Below are 18,804 nucleotides of genomic sequence, written 5' to 3' on the forward strand. Positions count from 1 at the left end.
TTCATAACAATCGTTCACAAATTCATTTAAGGGGGAAAAGAAATGGTTCAATTAAATGGAAAAGTAGCAATCGTAACAGGTGGAGCAAAAGGAATTGGAAAAGCAATTACAGTAGCATTAGCACAAGAGGGAGCGAAAGTAGTTATTAACTATAATAGCAGTAAAGAAGCAGCTGAAAATTTAGTAAATGAATTAGGAAAAGACGGACATGACGTTTATGCAGTGCAAGCGGATGTTTCTAAAGTAGAAGATGCAAACCGACTTGTAGAAGAAACTGTGAATCATTTTGGTAAAGTTGATATTCTTGTTAATAATGCTGGTATTACAAGAGACCGTACATTCAAAAAGTTAAATCGTGAAGATTGGGAGCGCGTAATTGACGTGAATTTAAGCAGCGTATTTAATACGACAAGTGCGGTTCTTCCATACATAACGGAAGCAGAAGAAGGAAGAATTATTAGCATTTCTTCTATTATTGGTCAAGCAGGTGGATTTGGCCAAACAAACTACTCAGCAGCAAAAGCGGGTATGTTAGGATTTACAAAATCATTAGCGTTAGAACTTGCAAAAACAAATGTCACTGTAAATGCTATTTGCCCAGGATTTATTGATACTGAAATGGTAGCAGAAGTACCAGAAGAAGTACGTCAAAAAATCGTTGCAAAAATCCCGAAAAAACGTTTTGGTCAAGCTGATGAAATTGCAAAAGGTGTAGTATACCTATGCCGTGACGGTGCGTATATCACAGGTCAACAATTAAACATTAACGGCGGATTATATATGTAATGAAGTAAGAAAAAAGTGCATATCCATAGCAGGAATGCACTTCTTTTTTTTTAAGAAGGAAATCGACCAAAAAGGAGATAGAAAAATGACTACATTCGCAACAGAATGGGAAAAGCAATTAGAGCTATACCCAGAAGAGTACCGAAAAGCATACCGCCGAGTGAAAAGGGCGAGTGAAATTTTATTACGTGAACCAGAGCCGCAAGTCGGATTAACGCCGAAAGAGGTTATTTGGACGAAGAATAAGACGAAGCTTTATCGCTACATTCCAAAACAAGAAAAAACACAAAGAGTTCCAATTCTGTTAATATATGCTCTTATTAATAAACCATATATTATGGATTTAACTCCTGGAAATAGTTTAGTGGAATATCTAGTGGATCGTGGTTTTGATGTATATATGCTTGATTGGGGCACATTTGGTTTAGAAGATAGTCATTTGAAATTTGATGATTTCGTGTTTGATTATATTGCAAAAGCAGTAAAAAAAGTAATGCGAACTGCAAAATCGGACGAGATTTCTTTACTTGGTTATTGCATGGGGGGAACGTTAACTTCTATTTATGCAGCGCTTCATCCGCACATGCCAATTCGTAATTTAATTTTCATGACAAGTCCTTTTGATTTCTCTGAAACAGGATTGTATGGTCCTTTATTAGATGAGAAATACTTCAATTTAGATAAAGCGGTTGATACATTTGGAAATATTCCGCCAGAAATGATTGATTTCGGAAACAAAATGTTAAAGCCAATTACGAACTTTGTTGGTCCATATGTTGCTCTAGTAGATCGTTCAGAGAATGAACGCTTCGTCGAAAGCTGGAGATTGGTTCAAAAGTGGGTTGGTGATGGTATTCCGTTCCCAGGTGAATCATACAGACAGTGGATTCGTGATTTTTATCAAAATAATAAATTGGTTAAGGGTGAACTCGTTATTCGCGGACAAAAGGTAGATCTTGCAAATATTAAGGCGAATGTCTTAAATATTTCCGGGAAACGTGATCATATCGCTTTGCCATGTCAAGTAGAAGCATTACTAGACCATATTTCTAGCACAGATAAACAATATGTATGTTTACCAACAGGGCATATGTCTATCGTTTACGGTGGAACAGCTGTAAAACAAACATATCCGACGATTGGAAATTGGCTTGAAGAGCGTTCTAATTAAAAATAAAAAATCCAACTAGCCTATGTTAGTTGGATTTTTTTATGAAAAATAACAAAACATAGAAAGGAGAAATTTATATTTTAGGAGTATAATTATGAAACTTATGACAGGTAAGTTGTTTTGGAATACAGGAGTTTCAGTACCTTGTTATCCACCGTTAGGAAGTGATATGATATGTGATGTGCTTGTAGTCGGAAGTGGCGAAGCAGGTGCCCATATAGCGTATTCTTTAGCGAAAATAGGTATGAGTGTAATGCTTATTGAAAAAAGAGAAATTGCATGTGGTAGTACATTTGCAAATGTAGGTGTATTACAGTTTCTTCATGATAAATCGTTAACCTCACTTATCCATACATTTGGTGAAGAAAAAGGGGTACGAGCATATAAACTGTGTTACGAAGCGTTACGGACAATGGAGAAAGTGGTACCTACTCTCGATATTGATCCCTATTTTATTCCGAGAAGTAGTTTATATTATGCAAGTAAAAGTGAGGATGTCTCATTTTTACAAGAGGAGTACAATACGTTACAGAATTATGGATTTCCTGTTGAGTATTTTACAGAATCTGATATTAAGAAACGTTATCCTTTCATAAAACAAGCGGCATTATATACACACGGTGATGCCGAGGTGAATCCGTATTTATTAGCGCACAGTCTTTTGCATAAAGCAAATCAAATGGGAGCTAATATATATGAACATACAGAGGCAATACATATAAAAAAACGTAAAAATGATTTAATTTGTTACACGAAAATAGGAAATCAAATTGTAGCAAAGAATATTATTATGGCGACAGGTTATGAAGCGCTTTTTGGAAAGAAAGAAAGAAAAAATACAACAGTAGACACCTCTTATGCAATTGTAACAAATGAAATAGATCAGTTTGAAGGCTGGCATGAGCGATCGTTAATTTGGGAAACGGCACGGCCCTACTTATATTTTCGAACGTATCGAAGCCGCATTATTGTAGGCGGATTAGATGAAGCGCTGCAAATTCAAACAATTGGTGATACGAAATTATTGCATAAGCGTGATATCCTTATTAATATTGTAAAAGAGATGTTCCCGCAGTATAAAAATATACAGGCAGACTACTATTGGGCAGCCGCATTTGGTGGTACTCATGATGGTCTCCCCATTTTAAAAGAAGACGAAAAGATACATAATTTGTTTTACGCATTGCCGTATGGAGGTAATGGAACTGTATATGGAATGGTCTTTGCCAAATTATTTGAGCAGTTATTTACAAATAAAGAAAGTAAAGATTTTTCTTTATTTAATCGATAGAAAAAAGGTAGCGAAGTGATGGAATGAGAGATATAAAAAAGTTTTTACAAAAATTACGTCCTGTACAACTCATCGTTTTGTTTTATTTGTTAGCAGTAGTTGTATCGGTGATATTGCTTAGTTTACCGTTTGTTACGAAGCCTGATGTGAAATGGACATTTATAGATGCGCTTTTTACATCGGTTAGTGCGGTAAGCGTTACGGGACTGTCTGTTATTACGATTTCAGATACGTTTACTACAGCAGGAATTATTGTTTTAGCCCTTATTCTACAATTAGGCGGCTTAGGAATTATGGCGCTTGGTACATTTGTTTGGATCATTACGGGGAAAAAGATTGGTTTGCAAAGAAGAAGATTAATTATGGCAGACCATAATCAAGGGAATTTATCGGGTCTTGTAGAATTGATGCGTTCTATTTTGATTGTAATTATTTCAATAGAACTTATTGGAGCAATCCTATTAGGTACAAGATTTTTACTTTACTTTCCGACTTGGAAAGAAGCTTATTTTCACGGTTTCTTTGCAGCTGTTAGTGCGACTACGAACGGCGGATTTGATTTAACAGGACAATCATTAATTCCTTATAAAAAAGATTATATTGTTCAAATGATTCATATGTTACTAATTATTTTAGGAGCGATTGGTTTCCCTGTGCTAATGGAAGTGAAACAATTCCTTAGTAAAAGGAGCCAACAATTATTCCGTTTTTCATTATTTACAAAACTGACGACAACAACATTTTTTGCACTCGTTGTTGTTGGTACAATTATGATTTTTTTACTGGAGAGAAATCATTTTTTAGTAGGAAAGTCATGGCATGAAACTGTATTTTATACATTATTCCAATCTGTGACGACGAGAAGTGGTGGACTTGCTACGATGGATATACGTGAATTGTCACAACCGACGCTTTTATTTATGAGTATATTAATGTTTATAGGGGCATCTCCAAGTTCGGTTGGGGGCGGAATACGTACAACAACATTTGCTGTTAGTATATTGTCACTATATACCTTTGCAAGGGGTGGTAGAACAGTTAGAGTCTTCAAACGTCAGCTACATGAAGAGGATGTACTGAAAGCATCTGTCGTTATGACGATGGGGATTTTGTTATGTGCTACTGCGCTATTCATTTTATCTATTACGGAAAATGTACCGCTTATGAGCTTAATTGTTGAAGTTTGTTCTGCTTTCGGAACGACGGGACTATCAACAGGTGTTACGCCTGATTTAACAACTGTTGGGAAACTTGTACTTATTGTGCTTATGTTTATCGGACGCGTTGGTATTTTAACATTTATTTTAGCTAGTGGTGGAAGGGAACAACCACCTCGCTATAAATACCCGAAAGAGCGGATTATTATTGGATAGTATGAAACCATTCTACCTACGTTAGGTAGAATGGTTTTTTAGTCGTTAATTCCAAATTGTGGATGCATAAAAGCTTCATTTTTATTATCCGCTTCGTTTTTTAGCAACTCTTGATTTTCTTCTGAAATCCACCCAATATCATTTGTAGGATGGATCCACTCATCGCCAGCCATAATGGCAGGATCTATTTTATCACTCCAATTGTTAAGTGGACTGTTCTCGGAATTATATTTACTGTCTCCAATTACAACATCATATTGATTCACAAAAGGTTGTTGCATCGTTTTTCCTGTTCCTTTAAAAGATGGAAAATTCATTTGATGCGGGAGCGTTTCGTCTAAAATTGGTGATTGAATCTTTTCTTTTTTCTTCAAAATTATCGCTCCTTTTTATAATGATTTCTTCATACGTAGTATTTCCATCTAACGCCTCTTATGTACTTGTTAACACTTGCCAGTAATAATTATTTTAAGTTGTTTCAAACTAGAGTAGAAAGTGATTTCTTGAGAGCAGGTGAATGTATTGGTAAAAAGAAAAGTGAAACAAAATGCGGCAATCAATAATAATAAAACTCCGAAAGAAAGCTTACCAGATGCAGAATTTGCATTAGAGTATGAAGGAGAAAATAGCGCAAAGTATGCTAATCGTAATTCAAAAAAAGGGAAATAAAAATGAGGCGTTTTTTACAAACGCCTCATTTTTTTGTGGGATTATAAAGGTTTTTTTAATTATTTGTAAATTTAGTGTTTTCTATTAGCAGAAAAATGCGAAAAAACATAGAAGTAGCAACGTATTACACAAAAACAAACAACAAACAAAAGATTAATGTTGGTTTAATACTGCTTTTACACTAGTTGTTTATATTTGAGTTGTACATAAGATTTGTAAAAGGAGAGAGAAACAGTGAAAAAAACAATCTTTAAAGCTGTAGCGACTGGAATGGTATTTTCGTTATTAATGGGGTGTGGTGCAAAGAAGGAAGAAAGTGCTGGAGTGAAAGTGAAAGATGACAAATTATCTGGATCATTAACTGTTTACACAGCAATTGAAGAAGAGCTTGTACCAATTTATCTTGATTCCTTTAAAAAGAAATATCCTGATGTGAAATTGAACATTGTACGTGATTCAACAGGAGTTATTACTGCGAAATTGCTAGCTGAAGGGAAAAATACACAAGCAGATGTTGTATGGGGAACTGCGGCATCAAGTCTATTAGCTTTAGATAAAAAAGATATGTTAAAAGGATACTCTCCAAAAGGAGCAGATCGTGTTCTTCCACAATTTAAAGATGATAAGCAACCTGAAAAATGGGTAGGAAATACTGCATTTATGACGGGGATTGCTGTAAATAAAGAAGAGTTAAAGAAGAAAAATTTACCGATGCCAGAATCATATGAAGATTTAACGAAACCAGAGTATAAAGGAACACTTGTTATGCCACATCCAGCATCATCTGGAACAGGATTTTTAACAGTTTCTGCATGGCTACAAATCATGGGTGAAGATAAAGGCTGGGATTACATGAAGAAACTTCATGATAATATGGCAAGTTATACGCATTCAGGATCAAAACCAGCGAAATTAGCAGGAGCAGGTGAATATCCAGTCGGTGTATCAATGGTTTATAGTGCTTTAAAAGAGAAACAAAAAGGTGCACCAGTTGAAGTTGTACTGCCGAAAGAAGGATTAGGGTGGGAAGTAGAAGCGAACGCACTTATTAAGAAAGATAATGCGAAAAATGATAAATTAGCACAAGCATTTTTAGATTGGGCAATTACTGATGATGTAATGAAGTTATACTTTGAGAAAAATGGATTTGCGACAATTAAAAATGATTATAAACTTCCAGAGGGATTCCCGAAAGATGTTACTGAAAAATTATATAAAAAGAATGACTTTAAATGGGCAGCAGAAAATCGTGACAAAATTTTAGAAAAATGGGAAAAAGAGTTTGGCCAAAAAGCAGAACCGAAAAAGTAAGTGAGTGGGAGAGAGAAAAATGAGCGAATATTTATCAATTCAACACATTCAAAAACAGTTTGATGCATTTACAGCATTAAAAGATATTTCTTTTACTGTGAACAAAAATGAGTTTGTTTGTTTATTAGGCCCGAGTGGCTGTGGGAAAACGACGTTGCTTCGCATTTTAGCGGGACTAGAGGAACCAACGACTGGCAGTATAGCTGTGAATGGAAAAGATATTACAGCATTGCCTCCTGGAAAGAGAAACTTCGGAATGGTTTTCCAATCGTATGCTTTATTTCCGAATTTAACAGCACTTGAAAATATTGAATACGGCTTAAAGACAAAAAAATATGGGAAAGCAGAAGTGAAAGAGAAAGCGCTAGATGCGTTAAAACTTGTAGATTTGCTGAATGTAAAAGATAAATATCCTGCTCAAATGTCTGGTGGACAACAGCAGCGAGTAGCACTTGCACGTGCGCTCGCTCTGTCTCCAGATATTTTGTTACTCGATGAGCCGTTATCAGCTTTAGATGCAAAAGTGCGTGAAAAATTACGTAGGGAAATGCGTGATTTGCAAGAGAAAATAGGAGTAACGACGATTATGGTAACGCATGATCAAGAAGAGGCATTAACGATGGCTGATAAAATTGTTGTAATGAATCATGCGGAAATTATGCAGATTGGAACACCAGAGGAGATTTATCAAAGACCAGCCAATCCGTTTGTGGCAGATTTTATTGGTTCTATTAATTTCTTTTCGAAAAATAACGAAGAACATGCAATTCGTCCTGAACATGTAACAATTGTACAAAAGGACGGTATTAAAACAGTTGTGGAAAGTATGGAATTTCGCGGATCTGTATATCGGACGGAAGTGCGAGTCTTAGAAGAAAACACACACCTTTATAATGAGAAAATTGTAGTGGATATATTAGCATCAGAAGTAGAAGCAACGGCTATTAGAAAAGGAAAGCCGATTCAAATCTCTTTCTCAGAAAATCATATGTTGTCATATGGAAAGAAGGTCATTGTATAGATGGAGATGTTAGAAAACTATAAGGTAGAAAGTACGAAAAAAAAGATTAAGAGAAGTATAGGGAAAGAGGAATGGATCCAAAGGCTCGTAATTATCGTTATGATTTTTTCTTTCCTTATCATACTTGTATTACCGCTATTACAACTATTTACACAAGCTTTTTATAATAAAGATGGAGTTTTCGTTGGTTTAGCGAATTTCAGTAAATATTTCACAACACCAACTTTAGTTCAGTCTTTACAAAATACAGTATGGATTTCTGGCGCAACAACAATTATTTCAGTTGCAATCGCATTCGTTTACGCATATGCAATTGCCCGTACGAATGTTTTTGGAAAGCGTGTATTTCAGTATGTAGCGTTATTACCATTGTTCGCACCAACGATGATGCACGGTATAGCACTTACATATTTATTTGGTAATCAAGGGCTAGTAACGAAAGGAATGTTTGGTTTATTTGAAGGTATACAAATCCCTTTATATGGACCAGTAGGAATTGTAATAGCTGAAGTTATGTATACATTTCCACAAGCCTTTCTTATATTGCTAATTGCCTTCCAAGGATCTGATTATCGTTTATATGAAGCTTCTAATATGTTAGGGGCGAGTAAAACAAAGCAATTTTTCACGGTTACTTTACCTAGTGTAAAGTACGGATTAATTAGTGCAATGTTTGTTGTGTTTACACTTAGTTTTACTGATTTTGGGGCACCAAAAATTGTTGGTGGTCAATATAATGTGCTTGCTACTGACGTATACAAACAAGTAATTGGACAGCAAAATATGCCGATGGGTGCAACTGTCGGAATGATTTTATTAATCCCAGCTATATTCGCATTTGTAGTTGATCGTATTACGCAAAGAAAGCAGGCGAATTTCTTATCTTCAAAAGCAGTACCATACAGAATAATAGCTAATAAGAAAAGAGATGTAATCTCATTCATATATTGTAGTGTGATTACACTTATGATCATTCTATTATTTGTTGCAGTTGGTATTGCTGCAAGTGTGAAAGTATGGCCATATAATATGAGTTTTACATTTGAGCATTTTAATTTTTCAAGTTTAACAGGAGATGGACTTGAAGCATTTAAAAATAGCGTAATTGTTTCAGCAGTTACAGCAGTTATTGGGGCGATTTTAACATTTGTATTCGCATATGCAATTGAGAAAATAGACCAGCTACAATTTTTCAGAAAAACAGGTTACTTTTTCTCTATAGTGCCGTTAGCGATACCAGGTTTAGTACTCGGATTAGGATATGTCTTTTTCTTTAGTCAACCAACGATTCAAATTCTTGGACTATCAGTAACGAATCCGTTTCATTCTTTATACGGAACAATCGCTGTATTAGTACTAGTAAATATCATTCATTTTTATTCTGTAACATTTGTCACGGCAACGACTGCCTTAAAGAAATTAGACCGAGAGTTTGAGCTTGTTTCGCAGTCGATGGGTATTCCGTTTTATAAAACATTCTTCCGAGTAACAGTACCAATGTGTTTACCAGCAATTTTAGAAATGGTAATGTACTACTTCGTAAATTCAATGGTAACTGTATCGGCAGTTGTATTCCTATATGCAGCTGATTTTAAACTAGCTGCCGTATCAATCGTAAATATGGATGATGCAGGAAATGTAGCACCAGCAGCTGCAATGAGTGTACTTATTGTTGTTACAAATATTGTAGTGAGAGTTGTATATGAATGGGGAACGAAAGCACTTCGTAACCGAACTTCACAATGGCAAAAAAGATAAGTAAGAAGGGTGATGGACAGAATGAAAATTGAAGCAGTTATTTTTGATTGGGCAGGTACGACGGTTGATTACGGATGTTTTGCACCGCTAGAAGTATTCATGAAGATTTTTCAAAAACGTGGCGTTGAAATTACAGCAGAAGAAGCACGTAAGCCAATGGGATTATTAAAAATAGATCATGTAAGGGCACTAACAGAAATGCCTCGTATTGCGGATGAGTGGAAGCGTGTCTTCGGTCAATTACCAACAGAAGCAGACATTCATGAGATGTATGAAGAGTTTGAAGAAATTCTCTTTTCTATTTTACCAAGTTATGCTACGCCGATTGATGAGGTAAAAGAAGTAATCGCTTCTTTACGTGAGAGAGGCATTAAAATCGGTTCAACAACGGGCTATACGAGAGAAATGATGGAAATTGTAGCAAAGGAAGCAGCGTTACAAGGATATAAACCTGATTTTCTTGTTACGCCAGATGATGTGCCAGCAGGCCGCCCATACCCATGGATGTGCTATAAAAATGCAATGGAACTTGGTGTGTATCCGATGAACCATATGATAAAAGTAGGGGACACAGTATCAGATATGAAAGAAGGGAGAAATGCTGGAATGTGGACAGTTGGTGTAATTCTTGGAAGTAGTGAGCTCGGTTTAACGGAAGAGGAAGTGGAGAGCATGGATTCGGTAGAGCTTCGTGAAAAAATAGAAATAGTTCGTAATCGGTTTGTTGAAAATGGGGCTCATTTTACGATTGAAACGATGCAGGAGCTTGAAAACGTAATGGAACATATCGAGAAACAAGAACTTATTATTTCATAAAAGGGGTACGGGATCATGAATGAAAATCACTACTTATTATTAACACCAGGACCATTAACGACAACAAAATCAGTAAAAGAAGTTATGCTATACGATTGGTGTACGTGGGATGTTGAATATAATACGATGGTGCAAGAAGTAAGAGCTAAACTTGTATCGTTAGCGACGAAGGAAGAAGAGAAATATACAACAGTGTTAATGCAAGGAAGCGGTACGTTTTCAGTTGAAGCAGTAATTGGCTCTGTTATTCCGGGAAATGGGAAGCTTCTCGTTTGTACAAATGGTGCGTACGGTAAGCGCATTGTACAAATGGCAGAGATGTTACAGATTGATGTAGTGGTCAGCCAAACAGAAGAGTGGGAACCTACTAATATTGTAGAAGTAGAAAAGTTATTGGAAGAAGATAAAGAGATTACGCATATTGCAGTTGTTCATTGTGAAACAACGACAGGCATTATAAATCCAATTGTAGATGTATGTAAATTAGGAAAGCAGTATGGAAAGGTTACAATTGTTGATGCGATGAGTAGTTTCGGCGGGATTGAAATAGACATTGCTGATTTACAAATTGATTTTTTAATTAGTAGTGCAAATAAGTGTATTCAAGGGGTTCCTGGATTCGGATTTGTAATCGCAAAACGTGATGAATTATTGAAGTGTAAAGGGCAAGGACGCTCTTTATCTCTTGATTTATATGATCAGTGGGAAACGATGGAAAAACAAAATGGGAAATGGCGTTTTACTTCACCTACACATGTTGTACATGCTTTTTATCAAGCGCTACTTGAGCTAGAAAAAGAAGGTGGAGTAAGAGCACGTTACAATCGATATTACAACAATCAAAAACTACTAGTGAATAGAATGGGAGAAATCGGATTTAAGCCACTAGTAGATAAGAAATATCAATCTCCTATTATTACATCTTTCATTTATCCAAAAGAGGGGTTTGAGTTTCAACAGTTATATAACGAATTAAAGCGTTATGGATTTGTTATTTACCCTGGGAAAATTTCGAAAGTAGATACGTTCCGCATTGGAAATATCGGTGATGTACATGAAGAAGATATTAATCGCTTAGTTGATAGTATTGCTAAAGGAGTTGTTATTGGGTGAAAGTATTTTGCTTAGGTGGAGCAGGTAAAATTTGTCGTGAAGCTATTTTGGATTTAGTTCAATTTTCATCTTTTGAGACGATTACTGTAGCCGATTTTAACGAGGAAGAGGGCCGTAAAGTAGTAGAATGGCTCAACGATCCTCGTGTTGATTTTGTAAAAGTAGATGTAACAAATCACGAGGATACGGTTGCAAAAATGAAAGGTTATGACATTGTAATGGACGGTACGACGATAAAGCTAAATGGATTGTCGACTCGCTGTATTGCAGAAGCAGGCTGTCATGGTGTGAACTTAAATGGATTTGGTGAAGAAAATGAATCGCATGCTATATTTGTTCAAAATGAAAAAACATGTTTGCCTGGGTTTGGTATGACGCCAGGTGTAACGCAAATGATGGCAATGCATGCAGCAAATCAACTGGATACTGTAGAGTCTGTCCGCGTAAGTCACGGTTCGTATCGTCCGATTGCTTTTTCTGCTTCAATTACAGAGACAACGACATATGAATATGATCCACATTTACCATCGCGTACAGTGTATGAAGATGGTGAATTTAAACAAGTACTTCCGTTTGCGCGTCCGAGAGAAATAGAATTGCCAGCGCCTTATGGTAAGGAAACGCAGTATATCATTCCGCATTCTGAAACGATTACGTTAGCAAAGGCACTAGAAAATAAAGGTGTCAAACTGATAGAGACGAGAGGAACTTGGCCGAAGCAAAATATGCAACTTGTACGTGCTTTATATGATTACGGCATATTGCGTAATGATCAGATTGAAATAAACGGGAAAGAAATAGGCATTATGGATTGTATTTCGCAGTATTTATTGCAATCGAAAGAAGGACAAGAAACAGAGCTTTATGGTTATGCACTTCATGTAGAAGTAATAGGTATGAAAAATAATGAGAAGCAAAGACATGTGTTATATCATACACATCCGTTATCTGATGGTTCTGTTGTAGGATGGGAAAAATTAAGGGCGTATACGAGAAACGTCGGTATTCCATTTGGGATTGCTGCAGAGTTAATTGCAACTGGAAATGTAAGTAGGGTGGGTGTTGTTACGCCTGAAGAAGCTTTTGAAAATCCACAATTAATTTTTGATGAACTAGCAAAGCGCGGTATTCATATTCATGAAGAAGTTTCTACTTACAAAGAAAATTATAACTTTGTATAAGTAAGGAAGCTTATGAGGGAGATATAAATGAGGTGAATCTATGTCTGTAGTAGGAGAAGAAAGAAAGCGAACCATTCTTGAAAAGGTAGAATTTAAAGGAAAAGTAAAGGTTTCAGAATTAGCGAGAGAATTTGCTGTATCAACAGAAACGATTCGTCGATATTTAGAAGAATTAGATCGTGAAAAGAAGCTGAAAAAAGTGTATGGTGGAGCTGTTCAACTTCCAGGCGCTGGGGTAGAGGCGCCAATGTTAGAAAGAGAAATGCTACATATAGAAGAGAAGAAAAGAATTGGTTATAAAGCAGCGACATTTGTAGAAGATGGTGATGTCATTGCAATTGATGATGGAAGTACACCGCTTCAAATGGTTCCATACCTTGTTCATCGTAAAAACTTAACGATTGTAACAAGTTCATTTCCAGTCGCAACACAATTAATTTCTTCTATTAATAAAAAGATGTTTCACGGTGAAGTTTTATTTATAGGTGGAAAAGTATCTCCAAAGCATTCGCGTGTATCAGGGTCTATTTCTCAGCAAGTAATACAGCAATTCCATTTTCATAAAGCGTTCGTTTCGATTGATGGGTTATTACCTAGTTTTGGAGTTTCCAGCTTTGAATTAGAGAAAGCGAAATTGTCAGAGGCGATGATGAAATTAGCTGAGAAGACATATATTTTATGTGATCATACGAAGGTAGGCGTGAAAGGGAATTATCGTATAGCAGCATTTTCACGTATTCAACATGTAATTTGTGATAAAAAAATGCCATATAGTTTTGAAGAAGAACTTATGAAGCATAATATTCAGTGGACAGTTTGTTAAATAAAGTGAAAGTACCTAAACTCCCGCCTAATTTTTAGGAGGGAGTTTTATTGTCTGCAAATCGTAAAATAAAAGATTTGCATTTATGCAAAAAGTGGACACATTTTCTCATCTCTTTCATATAATTTACCAATACAAAAAAAGTTGGTCGAAGGAAAGAAGGGAGAACATGTCAGAACGAATATATAATAAACTTGTATTGTACGCGAATATTTTGCAAAAAATTGGTGTCATCAATGAGAAGGAAAAAAGTGAAATTCTTCATACGATAGGTAAAAAAGCCCTTTGAATAAAGGGCTTTTTATTTTTTATCTTTAAAAATATAAATTTAATGTAATATTCTCATTGACAATGATAATGATATTCATTATCATTTATTTGTGGGTAATTGATAAATATTATCAATTATAAAAATTGTATATGATAGGGGATATTATTTTGAAAAAAAATTATATGAAGGCGCTAGTAGTAGCGACAACATTAGCAATTCCATTTGCTACGTATTCTACTCCAGCATTAGCGGCATTAAAAGTTGAAGCAAATCAATCGGTAGCAGCAGCGAGTGATCGCACGTATGATACTGAGATTAAAATATATAAGGACCAAAAAGATGAGCCATCTATGGTTTCTCAATATATAAAAGATCCTAAAGTAACGATTGCAGCTGGCAAAAAAATTGTCACTGTAACAATGCAAGATAGCGATTATTTTCAATATCTTAGAATAGAAGATAAAAACCAGCCTGGTGTATTTCATGATGTGAAGGTTTTGTCAGAAGATAAGAGGAAGAATGGAACGAAGGTAGTTCAATTTGAAATTGGCGAGTTTGAGAAGAAGCACAATATGCAAATGCATATACTTATTCCAGCTATTGGATATGATCACAAATATCAAGTTCAATTTGAAATTAAAGATCCAACTGTAGGTAACAAAGAAACAGAGAAACCAGATGATAACTCTAATTCAGGAAATACGGAAACGGATAATCCAGTTGATAATCAAAATATGATAACAGATAACAAATTAAGAGAACTTGTGAATAAAAAAGTATTTAATAGAAAAGATTTAAATACACCAATTACGAAAGAAGAGTTATTACAAGTAAAGGATTTATTTTTAAATACAAATGAGATACTTGATTATAGTGCATTAAAATATATGCCAAATTTAAAATCTTTAACAGTTGCGAATGCGAAGATAAAAGACCCGTCGTTCTTTGCGAACTTAAAGCAATTAAATCATTTAGCTTTGCGTGGTAATGAATTTGCAGATGTAACGCCACTTGTTAAGATGGATAATTTAGAATCTCTTGATTTAAGTAATAATAAAATTACAAACGTTGCACCACTAACTGAAATGAAAAATGTAAAAAGTTTATATCTATCAGGCAACCAAATAGAAGATGTAACAGCATTAGCGAAAATGGAACAACTAGATTACTTGAATTTAGCAAATAATAAAATTACGAACGTTGCTCCATTAAGCGCTTTGAAAAATGTAACATACTTAACTTTAGCAGGTAATCAAATTGAAGATATTAAAGCGTTATATTCATTACCTTTAACAGACTTAGTATTAACACGTAATAAAGTTAAAGATTTATCCGGCATTGAGCAAATGAAGCAATTAGAAGAATTGTGGATCGGGAAAAATGAAATAAAAGATGTTACTCCTCTAAGTAAGATGACACAGTTAAAACAATTACACTTACCTAACAATGAGTTAAAGGATATTACTCCATTATCAAGTTTAGTAAACTTACAAAAGCTTGATTTAGAAGCGAATTATATTTCAGACTTATCACCAGTTAGTAATTTAAAAAAATTAGTATTTCTAAGTTTTGTTGCAAATGAAATCCGTGATGTCCGACCAGTTATAGAACTAAGTAAGACGGCTTATATTAATGTCCAAAATCAAAAAGTATTTTTAGAGGAAACAGAAGTAAATAAAGAAGTAAAAGTACCTATATATGAAAAAGATGGTGAGATTTCTACGAAAATCCGTCTGAAGAGCGATAATGGTACGTATAGTAATGGTGTAGTGAAATGGAGTACACCAGGTGAGAAAGTATATGAATTTGGTGTGAAAGATCCATTCGCGGATACAGGAATCTTCTTTACAGGATCTGTTATTCAAAATGTAGTAGAAAGTAAAGACGGTAATACATCTAAAGAAGATGAGAAAACAGAAGTGGTAGAATTTAAAGATGTACCAAAGGGACATTGGTCAGAAGAAGCAATTAATTACTTAGCGAAAGAAAAATTATTTATAGGCTATGGAAATGGTGAATTTGGATTTGGTGATAACATTACTCGTGGACAAGTAGCACTTCTAATACAAAGGTATTTAAAATTAGAAAATAATCTAGAACAAAAAACGGCATTTATAGATACGAAAGGAAATATGTATGAAACGGCTATTGATGCAGTGGTTCAAGCTGGAATTATGACAGGCTATGGAAATGGTATGTTCCGTCCGGATGGAGTATTAACTCGATATGAAATGTCAGTAGTACTACAAAGAGTATTTCAGTTAAAAGAAAATGAAAATAGTGCAGAGAATTTTAAAGATGTACCAAATGGCCATTGGGCGAAAGGATATGTGAAAGCTTTAGTGGATAATAAAATATCAAAAGGCGACGGGGAAGGGAATTTTTTAGGAGATAATTTCGTAACACGTGAACAATACGCGCAGTTTTTGTATAATGCAATAAAGAAATAAAGTGAAACTTTATTCAGTGGGGGTTTTGTTCATTCCCCACTGATTAGTAGCCCTCACCAATCGGGCTGCCCGTTAATGCGGAATAAAAAATGAGGAAAATACGCTATTCTTTAATTAAAGAATAGCGTATTTTTTATGTGCAAAATGAAATAGATAGGAGTATAGACATATGAATAGCCTATTTTAAAGAAGAACCACGAAACTATATTGACAAAAAAGCGTTCTCATGTGATAATTCAATTAAATTTTTAGAATAATCAAAAAATATTCCTTTTACATAGAAAGGATTCGAACCTTATATGAATATTATGCCGGGGGTGACGAAATGTTATTTTTTCTGAAGAAATGGAATGAATTAAAAGATGTGAAATCTGAATTGGCACTTCGTGATTGGTTTTATGGTACCAAAATTAGCTTATCGCTATGTACGTCAAAAGAGCCGTTAACATTTTTAGTAAATGTTGAGGGAAGAGATAAAGGGCTATTTTCGGAAGAAGATTTTATTGTCGTAAATTGCATGTGCGAGTCAGTATTTGAAAATGAAGAAAAACCAGCTGCAGAGTCATTTATGCATGCGGATATTTATAAAAAAAGTAGTGCAGGATGTATTTTACAAGTGCAGACTGTAGATAGTCATTTAATATCAGAGTTATATGGGGAAGAAGGAGAAGTAACGTTCGATAAACGCAGTGTGGAGCGTGTTTTCGGAAAAGAAGGTATAACAGAAATGACAATTCCAATTGTAGAAGATGAAAAAAAATTCGCTGATTTATTAGAAAGCAATGTTCCGAATTTCATTGAAGGTGGAGGAGTAGTTCTTGTTCATAATTACGGCATGATTGTGTGGGGAAAAACGCCAGAAGAAGCGAAAAAATGGCTAGAGGGTATAGAATATTTAATGAACTACCATGTAAAGTTATTAATGATTAAGGGTGCAAGGAGCTCTGTTATATAAAAATGGATGTGATATGGATACAAGTTAATAAACAAATGAAAGCGTTTTAAAAATAATTTCACTCATAAAATATAGGTCTCCTTATTATATATAGATTACATGTTGACATGTAAGGAGGAACATATTTTGCGAGTTAAATATCATTTTCTGCCAAAGCAGCAAGTAACATTTTGCAAGATAAATGATTCTGGTGAAGAGGCACTGCAAATGATGAACGAAACGGGATTTCGAGCCATCCCGGTATTAGCAGAAGATGAGAAGAAATTCACGGGGATTATTTATAAAGTAGATTTATTAGAAAAAAAATGCAATAGCGGATTAGAGCATGTAAGTGCAGGGGATATGCTTGATGATTCCAATGCATTTATTTTTGAAAAGGATTCATTCTTCAGAGCTTTTTATGTAATTCGTCGGCTTCCGTTTTTAGCCGTGCTAAATGATTATAATGAATTTGTCGGTATGTTAACGCATTCGAATATATTTGATGTTATTGAAGATTCATTTGGTATGCGAACAGGTGGTTATATATTAACAATTGCAACACAAGATTGTAAGGGAACGATTAAAGAGCTTGGGACATTGTTAAAAGCATATAATATCGGTGGCCTATTTACGTTAGATAACGGTGATCAATATATCCGCCGCGTTATTGTAAATATATCAGATGAGTTAGATGAAACAAGATTAAAGCAATTAATCGGAAAAATAGAGAAAAAAGGATTCAGAGTGAGTCATGTAGATTATATTTAAGTTAAAAAAAGTACCTATCTGTTATATATAGATAGGTACTTTTTTGTCCCGCCATTTGTGGGCAGTAAAATCCGAGCCTCAAAATTCAGCGCAAGTAAAGAAGTTAAGTGGGGGGACGGATTGCCCATAAAAGCCCAATTGGTGAGGGCTGATTAAAGTTTCACTTTATGTGAGTAATGAACTTTATTTTGAAACAGGAGGCGGGGATAATGCTAGATCAGATAAGAAAATAAAGTCTGCATGCTCACGAATTTTAGGGATAGAAGTTTCAATAACGCGTGATGTAATTTCACCTGGAGGGCCCACATGCCCGATAGCTACCATAATAGGTTTTTCTTGAATTTTTTTGATGAGTAATTGGGCTTGTTTTGAAATATGTCCTGCTGTATACACATCATCAAAAAATAGTTGGTTTTCAATAATAGGAACTCCTAATTCTTTTCCGATTTTTGGGACGACACTATTAGGATTCGTTTTACTATCTAAGTAAAATAAACCGTGTTTTTTACAAGCAGCAAGTATAAGGCGAACAATTCTTTCATCCGCTGTTACTTTTGACCCCATATGATTGTTCATTCCAATTGCATGCGGTACTTCTTGAATCGCTTGTTCAAGTCGGTTGTTTATTTCTTCATCGCTTAAATCAGTTGTAATTGCTTTCGGCCCAAGCCATTCTTTTTTACCTTTTATAGGTTCCATTGGCATATGTATAATAACTTCATGGCCTTTCTTATGGGCAGCTATTGCATCTTCTTTTGTGGAAGGAAGAAAAGGCATAACAGCAACAGTGAGTGGAATGGGAAGTGATAACATTTGATTAGTCCCCTTCATATTATTTCCGAAATCATCAATGACAATAGCAACTTTATTCGTATGAGCATTTGCTTGAATAGGAAATAAGAAGGACGGTAAAAACAAAACAATGATGAATAATGCAATCGTATATTTTCGCATATAAATATTTCCTTTCTATTGTTATCCCGCTATTTGTGGGGAGTAAGACTCCCACCTCAACATTGGGCTGGATAGGTGGGAGATTCACTGCCTACCCGATTGGTGAATGCT

17 protein-coding genes are annotated in these 18,804 nt (G+C 35.0%); 15 read left to right on the forward strand and 2 right to left on the reverse strand.

Annotation, left to right across the window (positions count from 1 at the left end):
* The first annotated feature begins 42 nt into the window (after positions 1-42).
* From MR112_RS00580 to MR112_RS00595, 4 genes are all read left to right on the forward strand, one after another.
* Positions 43-786 (forward strand): acetoacetyl-CoA reductase, encoded by a 744-nt coding sequence (locus MR112_RS00580; protein WP_000250409.1) that lies wholly within the window; start codon positions 43-45, stop codon positions 784-786.
* A gap of 85 nt (positions 787-871) precedes the next feature.
* Positions 872-1,957, forward strand: coding sequence for a class III poly(R)-hydroxyalkanoic acid synthase subunit PhaC (gene phaC, locus MR112_RS00585; RefSeq protein ID WP_000206336.1), 1,086 nt, complete (start codon positions 872-874; stop codon positions 1,955-1,957).
* Positions 1,958-2,051: 94 nt separating this feature from the next.
* Positions 2,052-3,248 (forward strand): NAD(P)/FAD-dependent oxidoreductase, encoded by a 1,197-nt coding sequence (locus MR112_RS00590; RefSeq protein WP_000772577.1) that lies wholly within the window; start codon positions 2,052-2,054, stop codon positions 3,246-3,248.
* 23 nt (positions 3,249-3,271) lie between these two features.
* Positions 3,272-4,621, forward strand: coding sequence for a TrkH family potassium uptake protein (locus tag MR112_RS00595; protein ID WP_242244716.1), 1,350 nt, complete (start codon positions 3,272-3,274; stop codon positions 4,619-4,621).
* 38 nt (positions 4,622-4,659) lie between these two features.
* Here MR112_RS00595 and MR112_RS00600 read toward each other — a convergent pair whose 3' ends face one another.
* Entirely contained in the window at positions 4,660-4,995 is a 336-nt protein-coding gene (locus tag MR112_RS00600; protein ID WP_000726025.1) for a DUF3905 domain-containing protein, read from the reverse strand.
* Between the two features lie 148 nt (positions 4,996-5,143).
* Here MR112_RS00600 and MR112_RS00605 point away from each other — a divergent pair, with 148 nt between their 5' ends.
* The 11 genes from MR112_RS00605 (at position 5,144) to cbpA (ending at position 17,739) form a co-directional block, all read left to right on the forward strand.
* Complete coding sequence (locus MR112_RS00605; protein WP_000240798.1) at positions 5,144-5,290, forward strand: hypothetical protein; 147 nt, start codon at positions 5,144-5,146, stop codon at positions 5,288-5,290.
* A gap of 234 nt (positions 5,291-5,524) precedes the next feature.
* Entirely contained in the window at positions 5,525-6,601 is a 1,077-nt protein-coding gene (locus tag MR112_RS00610; protein WP_242244717.1) for a putative 2-aminoethylphosphonate ABC transporter substrate-binding protein, read from the forward strand.
* Positions 6,602-6,620: 19 nt separating this feature from the next.
* Positions 6,621-7,622 (forward strand): putative 2-aminoethylphosphonate ABC transporter ATP-binding protein, encoded by a 1,002-nt coding sequence (locus tag MR112_RS00615; RefSeq protein ID WP_000006197.1) that lies wholly within the window; start codon positions 6,621-6,623, stop codon positions 7,620-7,622.
* Positions 7,623-9,380 (forward strand): putative 2-aminoethylphosphonate ABC transporter permease subunit, encoded by a 1,758-nt coding sequence (locus tag MR112_RS00620; protein ID WP_000425532.1) that lies wholly within the window; start codon positions 7,623-7,625, stop codon positions 9,378-9,380.
* A 21-nt stretch (positions 9,381-9,401) separates the two neighbouring features.
* On the forward strand, positions 9,402-10,196 hold the full coding sequence (gene phnX, locus MR112_RS00625; protein ID WP_000687399.1) for a phosphonoacetaldehyde hydrolase: 795 nt from the start codon (positions 9,402-9,404) through the stop codon (positions 10,194-10,196).
* A gap of 15 nt (positions 10,197-10,211) precedes the next feature.
* Positions 10,212-11,309, forward strand: a complete 1,098-nt coding sequence (gene phnW / locus MR112_RS00630) for a 2-aminoethylphosphonate--pyruvate transaminase (protein WP_098771124.1) — start codon at positions 10,212-10,214, stop codon at positions 11,307-11,309.
* Positions 11,306-12,490 (forward strand): saccharopine dehydrogenase family protein, encoded by a 1,185-nt coding sequence (locus tag MR112_RS00635; protein WP_000862163.1) that lies wholly within the window; start codon positions 11,306-11,308, stop codon positions 12,488-12,490. Before phnW ends, MR112_RS00635 begins: the two co-directional genes overlap by 4 nt.
* A 40-nt stretch (positions 12,491-12,530) precedes the next feature.
* A complete protein-coding gene (locus tag MR112_RS00640; RefSeq protein WP_000117666.1) occupies positions 12,531-13,313 on the forward strand; it encodes a DeoR/GlpR family DNA-binding transcription regulator in 783 nt (260 codons plus the stop codon).
* 420 nt (positions 13,314-13,733) lie between these two features.
* The gene (locus MR112_RS00645) at positions 13,734-16,034 is read left to right on the forward strand and encodes an NEAT domain-containing leucine-rich repeat protein (protein ID WP_078386599.1); all 2,301 of its coding nucleotides are present in this window, start codon (positions 13,734-13,736) and stop codon (positions 16,032-16,034) included.
* A gap of 325 nt (positions 16,035-16,359) precedes the next feature.
* Positions 16,360-16,989: a class II aldolase/adducin family protein gene (locus tag MR112_RS00650; protein WP_000896006.1), complete on the forward strand. Its 630-nt coding sequence runs from the start codon at positions 16,360-16,362 to the stop codon at positions 16,987-16,989.
* A gap of 126 nt (positions 16,990-17,115) precedes the next feature.
* The gene (gene cbpA / locus MR112_RS00655) at positions 17,116-17,739 is read left to right on the forward strand and encodes a cyclic di-AMP binding protein CbpA (RefSeq protein WP_001264208.1); all 624 of its coding nucleotides are present in this window, start codon (positions 17,116-17,118) and stop codon (positions 17,737-17,739) included.
* A gap of 183 nt (positions 17,740-17,922) precedes the next feature.
* On the opposite strand, the gene MR112_RS00660 is transcribed toward cbpA, so the two are convergent.
* Positions 17,923-18,693, reverse strand: coding sequence for a divergent polysaccharide deacetylase family protein (locus tag MR112_RS00660; RefSeq protein ID WP_001234107.1), 771 nt, complete (start codon positions 18,691-18,693; stop codon positions 17,923-17,925).
* Positions 18,694-18,804 lie beyond the last annotated feature (111 nt).

Origin of the sequence: Bacillus cereus group sp. BfR-BA-01330 (assembly GCF_022663885.1) — a bacterium.
Lineage (GTDB): Bacteria > Bacillota > Bacilli > Bacillales > Bacillaceae_G > Bacillus_A > Bacillus_A cereus.

Bases quoted from the DNA above. Each gene is read 5' to 3' on its own strand.
- MR112_RS00580 (WP_000250409.1), top strand. From the start codon at position 43: ATGGTTCAATTAAATGGAAAAGTAGCAATCGTAACAGGTGGAGCAAAA.
- phaC (WP_000206336.1), top strand. From the start codon at position 872: ATGACTACATTCGCAACAGAATGGGAAAAGCAATTAGAGCTATACCCA.
- MR112_RS00590 (WP_000772577.1), top strand. From the start codon at position 2,052: ATGAAACTTATGACAGGTAAGTTGTTTTGGAATACAGGAGTTTCAGTA.
- MR112_RS00595 (WP_242244716.1), top strand. From the start codon at position 3,272: ATGAGAGATATAAAAAAGTTTTTACAAAAATTACGTCCTGTACAACTC.
- MR112_RS00615 (WP_000006197.1), top strand. From the start codon at position 6,621: ATGAGCGAATATTTATCAATTCAACACATTCAAAAACAGTTTGATGCA.
- MR112_RS00620 (WP_000425532.1), top strand. From the start codon at position 7,623: ATGGAGATGTTAGAAAACTATAAGGTAGAAAGTACGAAAAAAAAGATT.
- phnX (WP_000687399.1), top strand. From the start codon at position 9,402: ATGAAAATTGAAGCAGTTATTTTTGATTGGGCAGGTACGACGGTTGAT.
- phnW (WP_098771124.1), top strand. From the start codon at position 10,212: ATGAATGAAAATCACTACTTATTATTAACACCAGGACCATTAACGACA.
- MR112_RS00640 (WP_000117666.1), top strand. From the start codon at position 12,531: ATGTCTGTAGTAGGAGAAGAAAGAAAGCGAACCATTCTTGAAAAGGTA.
- MR112_RS00645 (WP_078386599.1), top strand. From the start codon at position 13,734: ATGATAGGGGATATTATTTTGAAAAAAAATTATATGAAGGCGCTAGTA.
- MR112_RS00650 (WP_000896006.1), top strand. From the start codon at position 16,360: ATGTTATTTTTTCTGAAGAAATGGAATGAATTAAAAGATGTGAAATCT.
- MR112_RS00660 (WP_001234107.1), bottom strand. From the start codon at position 18,693: ATGCGAAAATATACGATTGCATTATTCATCATTGTTTTGTTTTTACCG.